At 28.3% G+C, this 11,613-nt stretch carries 6 protein-coding genes and 2 rRNA genes; all 8 read left to right on the top strand.

All coding sequences use genetic code 11. From position 1 onward, the window contains the following. The first annotated feature begins 171 nt into the window (after positions 1-171). Positions 172-288, top strand: a 5S ribosomal RNA gene (gene rrf / locus BM027_RS17365). Between the two features lie 507 nt (positions 289-795). Then, positions 796-2,871, top strand: a complete 2,076-nt coding sequence (gene glgB / locus BM027_RS17360) for a 1,4-alpha-glucan branching protein GlgB (RefSeq protein WP_090094444.1) — start codon at positions 796-798, stop codon at positions 2,869-2,871. 34 nt (positions 2,872-2,905) lie between these two features. Then, complete coding sequence (gene glgA / locus BM027_RS17355; RefSeq protein WP_090094443.1) at positions 2,906-4,342, top strand: glycogen synthase GlgA; 1,437 nt, start codon at positions 2,906-2,908, stop codon at positions 4,340-4,342. Between the two features lie 30 nt (positions 4,343-4,372). Next, positions 4,373-6,808, top strand: a complete 2,436-nt coding sequence (locus tag BM027_RS17350; protein ID WP_090094442.1) for a glycogen/starch/alpha-glucan phosphorylase — start codon at positions 4,373-4,375, stop codon at positions 6,806-6,808. A 14-nt stretch (positions 6,809-6,822) separates the two neighbouring features. Beyond that, positions 6,823-8,646, top strand: coding sequence for a glycoside hydrolase family 13 protein (locus tag BM027_RS17345; protein WP_090094441.1), 1,824 nt, complete (start codon positions 6,823-6,825; stop codon positions 8,644-8,646). A gap of 142 nt (positions 8,647-8,788) precedes the next feature. Next, positions 8,789-9,949, top strand: coding sequence for a glucose-1-phosphate adenylyltransferase (locus BM027_RS17340; RefSeq protein WP_090094440.1), 1,161 nt, complete (start codon positions 8,789-8,791; stop codon positions 9,947-9,949). A 24-nt stretch (positions 9,950-9,973) separates the two neighbouring features. Then, positions 9,974-11,080 carry a glucose-1-phosphate adenylyltransferase subunit GlgD gene (gene glgD, locus BM027_RS17335; protein WP_090094439.1) on the top strand — a complete coding sequence of 369 codons (1,107 nt, stop codon included), beginning with the start codon at positions 9,974-9,976 and terminating at the stop codon, positions 11,078-11,080. Between the two features lie 459 nt (positions 11,081-11,539). After that, positions 11,540-11,613: ribosomal RNA gene (locus BM027_RS17330) — 16S ribosomal RNA — on the top strand; the annotation flags it as partial.

The raw sequence follows: 11,613 nt of genomic DNA, 5'->3' as shown, positions 1-11,613 counted from the left end.
CTGATACTAATAGGTCGAGGGCTTGACCAATAATTAATTAAGTAAATATATACATTAGAGGAAACTCAAACTTATGTGCAATTTTGAAAGAACAAAAAAATGTTTTTTCAATTTGAGTACTGAATAAGTACAGTTCTTTATCTAAATGAAAAATTTAGAAAGAACTAAGTATCTGGTGATGATGGCGTAGAAGTAACACTCCTTTCCATTCCGAACAGGATAGTTAAGATCTATAGCGCTGAAGGTACTGCATGGGCGACTGTGTGGGAGACTAGGACGTTGCCAGGTAAGCATAAAAGAGATAGTTGTAAATAACTATCTCTTTTTTTTGTGCAAAAAAATAAAAAAATTACATAAGTTATAATCTTTATAATGAAAAAGATGTATAATAGTACTAAATTATATGTATTATCAACATAAGTTGAAAAAATAAAAAATAAAATTATAAAAAATAGTGAATTATTATCCATAATTTGGTAATATATAGATGTGGTTGCTATGTAATATTAAGTTAAATTTTAAAAACAAAGTGGTAAGAAAATTGTGGGAGGGGCTAATTTGAAAAATACTAATAGGAAAATCAATAGAAAAAATAGTAAAATAAATGTTGCACAAAAAGAAGTAATATCAGCTACATCAGAAAGTAAATCAACTCAAATAAAAGAAGATGTTTCTAAAGTCAAATCATTAAATTCTACAAATGCGATAAAGGATATAAAAACAAATGTAACTAATAAAGCAACTCCAGCTACAAAATCAATTCAAAACAAAGAATCAACTTCATATAAACCAACAATGATAAAAAATAATAATAGTAAAAAGAAAACTACTACTGTAAAATCAAATGATAAAGAACTAGATAAATATGGAAGAAAGATAAATAAATTTGATATAACTAGTTTCAATAGCTATTTATTTCATGAAGGCAAAAACTATGAAGCATATAATATATTGGGGTCTCACTTAAAAACTGAAAAAAGAAAAAAAGGAATTAGATTTACTACTTGGGCACCTAATGCAAAAGGAGTATATGTAGTAGGAGATTTTAATGATTTTGAGTTAGATGAAAATTATAAACTTGAAAGAATAAGTGAAGGAGGACTATGGAGTATATTTTTAATTGGATTAGAAGCTGGATGTAAATATAAATATTGTATTATTAATAAAGATGGAGAGAAAAGCGAATACAAGTCTGATCCATATGCAATTCAAAGCGAAATAAGGCCCAATACTGCATCAATAGTTTATGAATTAAATAAATTCAAATGGAATGATAAGAAATGGATAAATAAAAGAAACAAATCAAATATTTTTGAAGATCCAATAAACATATATGAAGTTCATTTAGGATCGTGGAAGAGAAATGATGATGATAGTTTTTTAACATATCAACAACTTAGTGATGAATTACCTGAATATGTAAAACAAATGGGGTATACCCATGTAGAATTAATGCCAGTATGTGAACATCCATTAGATGCTTCATGGGGATATCAAGGAACAGGATATTACTCTCCAACTAGTAGATATGGTAATTTAGAAGAGTTTAAGATATTAATAGAAAAATTTCATCAAGAAGATATAGGAGTTATTCTCGATTGGGTTCCAGGTCATTTTTGCAAAGATGCTCATGGACTATATAAATTTGATGGAACTCCAACTTATGAATATAGTGAAGAATGGAGATCAGAAAATATTGGTTGGGGTACATGCAATTTTGATTTAGGAAGGCCTGAAGTAAAAAGTTATTTGATATCTAATGCTTTATATTGGATCAGGGAATTTCATATTGATGGAATTAGAGTAGATGCTGTTTCTAGTATGCTTCATTTAGATTATGACAAAAGTCAAAATCAATGGATTCCTAATAAATATGGTGGAAATGAAAATTTGGAAGGCATAGAATTTTTAAAGGAATTAAATAAAGCGGTTTTAAAAGAATTTCCTAATGAGCTTATGATTGCAGAAGAGTCTACATCATGGCCAAACGTAAGTAAATCCAATAATGGAGAGGGATTAGGATTCAATTTCAAGTGGAACATGGGATGGATGAATGATACTTTAGAATATGTAAAGATAGACCCAATATATAGAAAGAATAATCATAATAACCTTACATTTTCAATGATGTACAATTATTCAGAAAATTTTATACTTCCAATTTCTCATGATGAAGTAGTTCATGGTAAAAAATCATTAGTAGACAAGATGTGGGGAGATTATTGGAATAAGTTTGCAGGTGTAAGAGTATTTTGCTCATATATGATGGGACATCCAGGAAAAAAACTACTTTTTATGGGTTGTGAATTTGGTCAATTTGTAGAGTGGAGAGAGTATGAATCTCTAGAATGGTTTTTAATTGACAAGTATGAGATGCATAAAAAGACGCAATTATTCTTTAAAGAGTTGAACCATTTTTATCTTAATAACAAAGCACTTTGGGAGTTAGATTATGATAAACATGGATTTACTTGGCTAGAAGCAGATAATAATAAACAAAGCATATTAACCTTTATAAGAAGAAGTAGGAATGATGAGGATACTCTAATTTTTATAAACAATTTCACACCTGTTGTATATTATGATTATAATATTGGAGTGCCATTTTTAGGTGAATATGAAGAAGTATTAAATACTGATGATGTTAGGTATGGTGGTTCAGGACAAGTAATGGAAGATATATTAATTTCTAAGAAGATTTCTTTTCATAATCAACCATATTCTATTAAAGTTAAAGTGCCACCAATGGCTACATTAATATTAAAAGTAAAAAAAATTCAAAAGAACAATATTGAAATGCCTTTAACATTAAAAGTTTTCAATAATACAGATAAAAATGAAGAGATAGTTAAAATTGAGGATTTAAAGTAAGCAAAAACATTAATATGGGGATAGGGGGAAAAATATGAAAGTTTTATTTGTAGCATCAGAAGCGCATCCATTTATTAAGAGTGGTGGACTTGGAGATGTAGCAGGAGCATTGCCCAAAGAGCTTATAAAAAAGGGCGCAGATGTCAGAGTAGTAATACCAAAATATAAGGCTATTAATAGTGAATTACGAGAAAAACTTAAATTTAATAAGTGGTTCACGGTAAATGTTGGTTGGAGAAACCAATTTTGTGGTATATCTGAATACAATTATAATGGAGTAATTTACTATCTTATAGATAATGAATACTATTTTTATAGGGATAGTATGTATGGAAATTACGATGATGCTGAAAGGTTTGCTTTCTTTGATAGAGCTGTGTTAGATATGATTAAACAAATAAATTGGCAACCTAATGTAATACATTGTAATGATTGGCAAACAGGCATGATACCAGTTTTATTAAAATTAGAATATATGAAAAAGGATATGTTTTATAGCAATATAAAATCTGTATTTTCAATTCACAATATATTATTCCAAGGAGTATTTGATCCAGTAATATTACCAGAATTGTTTGGATATAATTATGAACCATATTTAAATACAAGCTTAAAGTTTGATGATGGTGTAGGCTTTATGAAAGGTGCTATAAATTTTTCAGATCTTATTACAACAGTTAGTTATAGCTATGCGGAAGAAATTAAAACACCTCAATATGGAGAAAGACTAGATTGGCTATTAAGAGAAAGATCTTATGCATTAAGGGGAATTTTAAATGGAATAGATTATGAAGAATTCAATCCTAAAGAGGATAAACTCATAACAAAAAATTATGATATAAAATCAATTAATGATAAGACTGAAAATAAAGAAGATTTACAAAAAGAATTAGGGCTTAATGTTAACAGAGAAACTCCTATGATTGGAATGGTAACAAGATTAACAAGTCAAAAGGGAATTGATTTATTAGTTGCAATTGCAGATAGATTGTTACAAAAGGATATTCAGTTAGTTGTAGTTGGAACAGGCGATAAACACTATGAAGATCATTTTAAATGGTTAAATCACAGGTATGTAGGAAAAATGTCTGCAAATATTAAGTTTGATAATACATTAGCCCATAAAGTTTATGCATCAGCAGATATGTTTTTAATGCCATCATTATTTGAACCATGTGGATTAGGTCAATTAATAGCCCTAAGATATGGAACAATCCCAATCGTAAGAGAAACTGGTGGATTAAAAGATACAGTTAGAGCATATAATGAGTATAGTGGAGAAGGAAATGGATTTAGTTTTTACAATTATAATCCTGATGAATTATTTAATACAATAGAGTATGCTTTAAAAAATTATTACGATAAAAAATCATGGAATAATATTGTAATCCAAGCAATGAATTCTGATAATAGTTGGAGTAAATCTGCTGATTCATATTTAAATATGTACAAAGAGTTAAGCTACAAATAAAGTAACAATCTCAGTAGAGGAGGAAGCTAAATGACAGCAATAGATAAAAAATTATTTAAAAAATTATATGTAAATAAATTTCTAGAAATGCATGGAATAGAGTTGAAAGAAGGTAGCAATCAACAAAAGTATGAGGCTTTAGGAAGTTTAGTAAGGGATTATGTAACTAGAACTTGGTTAAAAACAAATAAAAAATATAACAAGACAGGAGAAAAACAAGTTTATTATTTTTCAATGGAATTTCTGCTAGGAAGACTATTAGGAGACTCTCTGTTAAATATTGGGATAAGAGATGTTTGTAGAGAGGCATTAGCAGAATTAAATATAAGTTTAGAAGAATTGGAGAACTTAGAACAAGATCAAGGATTAGGAAATGGAGGACTAGGTAGACTTGCAGCTTGTTTCTTAGATTCTATGGCATCATTAAATATTCCAGGTCATGGTTGTGGTATTAGGTATAAATATGGATTTTTTGAGCAAAAAGTAATTGATGGTAAGCAAGTTGAAGTTTCGGACAATTGGTTAAGACAAGGAAATGTATGGGAAAAAAGAAATGCAAATAAAGCTGAAATTGTTAAATTTGGGGGAAATATTAAGGTAGAAGAGAATAATGGAAGATTGTCATTCATACATGTAAATTATGAACCTGTTTTAGCAGTTCCATATGACACACCAGTTGTTGGATATGAAAATGATGTAGTTAATACATTAAGACTTTGGAGTGCAGAAGCAGTTTCAAATGAATTTGACTTTTCATCATTTAGTAGAGGTGATTTTTTACAAGCAATTGAATATAAAAATTCAGTAGAATCTATATCTCAAGTTTTATATCCAGAAGATTCATTTTATGAAGGTAAAATGCTTAGATTAAAGCAACAATATTTTTTTGTTTCATCAGGAATTCAAAGTATTATAAGACATTTCAAGAAACATGGAGGAAATATTTTAGAATTAGATGAAAAAGTAGCTATTCATATAAATGATACTCATCCAACACTTGCAATACCAGAACTTATGAGAATCTTATTAGATGAAGAAGGGTTACCATGGGAAGATGCTTGGAGGATAACTGAAAACACAATATCATATACAAATCATACAATTTTATCAGAAGCATTAGAAAAATGGCCTATAGATATGTTTAAAAATTTGCTTCCAAGAATATTTATGCTTGTTGAAGAAATAAATAGGAGATATTGTGAAGAACTTTGGAGTAAATTCCCAGGTCAACAAAATAAGATAGCAAATATGGCTATAATAGGAGACGGACAAGTGAAAATGGCTCATTTAGCCATAGTAGGAAGTCACAGTGTTAATGGAGTAGCAAAACTTCATACTGAAATATTAAAGAAAAAGGAAATGAGCGATTTTTATTACTTATATCCAAATAAGTTTAATAATAAGACAAATGGAATTACACATAGAAGATGGTTATTAAAGAGTAATCCTAAACTTACTAAACTATTATGTGACACTATTGGAGATGGATTTATTAAGCATCCAATTGACTTGCAAAAATTTGAAAGTCATTTAGATGATAAAGGAATTTTAGATGAGCTAGCTAAAATAAAACTTCAAAATAAACAAAAATTAGCTAAAACAATATTTGAAAATGAAAAAATCATAGTGGATCCAAATTCTATTTTTGATGTTCAAGTGAAAAGAATACATGCATACAAAAGACAAACAATGAATTGTTTAAGAATAATGGATTTGTACAATAAACTAATTGACAATCCTAATTTAGATATTTCGCCTAGGACATTTATATTTGCAGGTAAAGCAGCACCAGGATATTATCTTGCTAAAAATACTATTGAATTAATAAATAATATTGCAAATAAGGTAAATAATGATCCGAGAGTAAATGAAAAAATTAAAGTGGTTTTCATGGAAAATTATAGAGTTTCTTTAGCAGAAGAAATTATTCCAGGAACAGATGTAAGTGAACAAATATCGACAACAACAAAAGAAGCATCTGGAACTTCAAATATGAAATTTATGATGAATGGTGCACTTACAGTAGCAACATTAGATGGAGCTAATATAGAAATAAGAGATGAAGTTGGCAATGACAATATAGTTATTTTTGGATTAAATGCTGATGAAGTATTGAATTATTATAAAAATGGTGGATATAGTGCCTTAGAAACATATAATAATGATCCTAGAATAAAAAATATACTTAATGATTTAATAAATGGAAAATATCATAGTGATAGAGATAGATTCAAAACTATATATGAAAACTTGCTTACTTATAATGATGAATTTTTTGTACTAAAGGATTTTGATTCTTATTTAAAAGCTCAAGATAAAGTGGACTCTCTTTATAGAGAAAAAGACACATGGCAAAGAATGTGTGGTGTAAATATATCACATTCGGGAATATTTTCATCTGATAGAACAATAGAGCAATATGCAACAGGAATTTGGGGATCAGAAGTGATTTATAAAAACCTATAGGAAGGACGAATTTTATGGATGGCATAAAGGTTATTTATAATTCTCAAAGTATGGAATTTAGAAAGCCTTTTGGAGCGGTAGAAGTAGGGCAAAAGGTTAAATTATCAATTGTAGTGAATAAAGATTTAATGGTTGCAACTGAGCTACTTACTTTTAATGGAAGTAATGTACAAGTGGGAATGCAAAAGGAATATTTAAATAATGGAAAATTTAAGTATACAGCAGAAATAGATACTTTTAATAATATAGGTATTTTACAATACTATTTTATTTTAATAGATGGATATAACAGAATATATTATGGCAATAATGATGAAAAATTAGGGGGAGAAGGGCAAATATATATTAATGACCCAGTTCCTTATCAAATAACAGTATATGAAAAATCTTATATTCCAAACTGGTATAAGGAAGGAATTATATATCAGATATTTGTAGATAGATTTTATAACGGAAATGATGATGGAATTGTAAGCTCACCTAAAAAAAATTCGTTTATATATGGTAATTGGCAGGATGATCCTATGTATATTAAAGATTATTCTGGTCGAATTTTAAGATGGGATTTCTATGGAGGAAATTTAAAGGGTATATTAAAAAAATTAGATTATATTAAATCTTTAGGTGCAAATATAATATATTTAAATCCAATTTTTAAATCTTCAAGTTGTCATAAATATGATACAGGAGATTATGAAATTATAGATGAAATGTTTGGTAGTAATGAAGAATTTGAGAAGCTATGTAAAATAGCTAAAAGCAAAGGTATCAGAATTATATTAGATGGAGTCTTTAGTCATACTGGAGCTGATAGTAAGTATTTTAATAAATTTGGTAATTATGACAGCGTTGGAGCGTATCAATCTCCAAATTCTAAATATTATAAGTGGTATAGATTTATAAATTATCCTTATCAATATGAGGCATGGTGGGGAATTGATAATCAACCTAATGTAGAAGAACTAGAGGAAAGTTATGTAGATTATATTGTAAATGGAAAAAATTCAATAATAGAAAAATGGATGAAACTGGGTGCTAGCGGATGGAGATTAGATGTTGCGGATGAACTTCCAGATGATTTTATAGAATTGATTAAGAAGAAGATGAATAGTATTAAGAGTGACAATATTCTTATAGGGGAAGTTTGGGAAGATGCTTCTAATAAAATAAGTTATTCTAAGAGGAGAAGATATTTATTTGGAAAAGAATTAGATTCTGTTACTAATTATCCATTAAGAGAAAGCTTAATTAATTTTGTAAAAGGATATATTAAATCAGATAAATTTAAAAATAGGATAATGTCGTTATATGAAAATTATCCAAGAGAGAATTTTTATGCAAATATGAATATTATAGGAACTCATGATACAGAAAGAATTTTAACGGTACTAGATGAAAAAATAGAATTGTTAAAATTAATTGTAGTATTACAAATGACATTACCAGGGGTTCCAGTAGTTTATTATGGTGATGAAGCTGGATTAAATGGAGGAAAAGACCCAGAAAATAGAAAAGCTTATCCATGGGGAAAAGAAAATAATGAGATAATTGATTTTTATCATAAAATTATAGGTATAAGAAGTAAAGAAGAGGTATTAAAAAAGGGAGATCTAAAAATTTATGATACAGGACCGGATGTATGTGTATTTGAAAGAAAATATGATAATAAGAGTATTATAGTTTTATTAAATATTTCATGTTCAGATAATATTATAAAATGCATTGATTTACAAGGTTCATATATAAATTTATTTAATAATAAGGAATTTAGATTTACGAATAATAATAACAGTATCAATATGTCAGGATATGAATTTAACATATTATCTAAAGTTTAGTTAAAGTTATGAAAATATTAAATTATTAAATTATTAAAATAAATAATATAGTTACATTCAAATTATAAATATATTATAAAATCATAAATGAGAATTTATTTAATAACTGAGAATTGGAAGAAAAGAGAGGAGATAATTGTTTATGGGTAAAAATGAAATTGTAGCAATGATATTGGCAGGAGGACAAGGGTCAAGACTTGGAGTCTTAACTAAAAAATTAGCCAAACCGGCAGTACCATTTGGGGGAAAATATAGAATTATCGACTTTCCGTTAAGCAACTGTGCAAATTCAGGGATTTATACAGTTGGTGTTTTAACTCAATATAAACCACTAGAATTAAATGCTCATATTGGTATAGGAGAACCATGGGATTTAGATAGAAAAAATGGAGGAGTAAGTATTTTGCCACCATATCAAGAAGAAAAGGGTGGTGACTGGTATAAAGGAACAGCAAATGCTATTTATCAAAATATAGAGTTTGTAGATAGATATGATCCAGAATATATACTGATATTATCTGGAGATCATATTTATAAAATGGATTATACAAAAATGTTAGATTTTCATAAGGAAAAAGAAGCAGATGCTACTATTGCAGTAATTGAAGTTTCAATGGATGAAGCAAGTCGTTTTGGAATAATGAATACTAGAGAAGATTTATCAATATATGAATTTGAGGAGAAACCTAAAAAACCTAAAAATAATTTAGCATCAATGGGTATATATATATTCAATTGGAAAGTTCTTAAGAAATATTTAAAGAATGATGAGGCAGATAAAACATCAAGCAATGATTTCGGAAAAAATATTATTCCAAGCATGCTAGGTGCTGGAAGTAAAATGGTTGCATATCCATTTAAGGGTTATTGGAAGGATGTTGGAACTATAGATAGTCTTTGGGAATCAAATATGGATTTATTAAAAAGTAATAATAAGCTTAATTTACATGATGAAGAGTGGAAAATCTACTCGGTTAATCCTGTTAGACCAGCTCAATATATAGGAGAAACAGGTAGAGTATCTAATTCTCTTATAGTTGAAGGTTGTGTAGTTAATGGAGAGGTAGAAAACTCTATATTATTTCAAGGTGTACATGTTGGAAAAAATTCAATAATTAGAGATTCAGTTATTATGACCAATGTTAAGATAGGAGATAATGTAATAATTGAAAAAGCAATTGTTGGTACTAATGCAATAGTTAGAAAAGATTGTAGAATTGGATTAGGCGATGAGATAGCAATTATTGCAGCTAAGGAAGAGATAAAGATGGGTACTGTAATAGAAAAAAATAAGGTGGTTTAATAGTAGCTTAGGGGGAGAATAAAGATGAATAATTGTATGGGCATAATTAATTTAGATGAAAATGAAGGTAAAATGGGTGAGCTAGTAGTAAATAGACCACTTGCTTCAGTTCCAATAGCAGGTAGATATAGAATTATAGATTTTGTTTTATCTAATATGACTAATTCGGGAATTGATTGTATTGGTATTTTTACTAAAAATAAATCAAGATCATTAATAGATCATTTAACAAATGGTAGGCCTTGGGATTTGCATAGAAAAAAAGATGGATTAAAGGTTTTTAATTTTGGAGAGATTGAACCTGCTTATGATGATGTTCATAATTTTTCGGATAATATAGAATTTTTAAAACATAGTCGCAAGGAATATGTACTTTTAACACCATCTTATATGCTTTGTAATATAGATTATGAAGAAATAATTGAATATCATAAAAACAGTGGACAAGATATAACAATGGTTTATAAAAAAGTTAGTAATGGAAAAAAATCGTTTATTGGATGTGATGTTTTAAATTTTGATGATCTAGGTGATGTTGTAAGTGTAGGAGAAAATGTAGGAAGAAATGAAAAAGTTGATATTGGGATGGAAATGTATGTACTATCAAAACATTTATTTATAGATATTGTTGAAGATTGTATAAGCAGTGGAATGTATAAAAAAGTAAAACAATTTATTCATGGAAATTTAGATAGTTTAAGAGTGGGCGCATATGAGTTTAAAGGTGATTTAAATTGTATAAATTCTATAAAGACATTGTATGACAGCAATATGAAGCTACTAAATGGAAAAATAAGTAAAGAACTATTTAAAGAAGACAGAGCTATTTATACAAAAGTTAAGGATGAAGCTCCAACACATTACACAAATAATAGTAATGTTGTAAATTCAATCATAGCCAATGGATGCCGTATTGAAGGGGAGGTTGAAAATTGTATAATAGGAAGAAGAGTTTATATAGGGAAAAATGCTAAACTTAAAAATTGTGTAATTATGCAAAATAGTGTTATAGGTGACTTTGCATTATTAGATAGTGTAATTGCTGATAAGGGAACAGAGATAAAAAAAGGAGAAAAGCTAATAGGATCGAGTTTATATCCTTTAATTTTGATGAAAAAGGAATATTTATAGAAGTGTAAATAAGCTGCATATAAAACTATAATCAAAGGTATTATAAAATTAATAATAAGTATAATATAAGTAAAACAGTGAACGGGGATGCCCGTTCACTGTTTCTGTTTTTGAATATATTTAAATAAGAATAAGAAATAACTTAAATAAAGATTATAAATAGTGTTGACAATTATTTGTTTAGATGATAAGATAAAACACGTCGCTAAGAGATGCAGACAACAAGACGAGCTAAGAAAAACATCTGGAAAGAAAGTTTGAAAGCTTAAAAAAACTTGTTGACAAGATCTAAACCAAGTGATATACTAAGAAAGTCGCTTGAGGGTGACAAGTTAAAACAAAAGCCGACAACGTAATGTTGAAAGCGAAAGAATATGGTCTTTGAAAATTGAACAGAATATAGATAAATACATTTAAGTAAACCAGCAATTCTTTTTAGAGTAAGCTAAGATTAAACTTTTTAATGAGAGTTTGATCCTGGCTCAGGACGAACGCTGGCGGCGTGCCTAACACATGCAAGTCGAGCGATGAAG

It is taken from the genome of Clostridium uliginosum (assembly GCF_900112485.1).
In the GTDB taxonomy this organism is placed as follows: Bacteria; Bacillota; Clostridia; order Clostridiales; family Clostridiaceae; genus Clostridium; species Clostridium uliginosum.
Note: the sequence above shows the minus strand (reverse complement) of the source record. Positions and strands in the feature narration are given on the sequence as shown.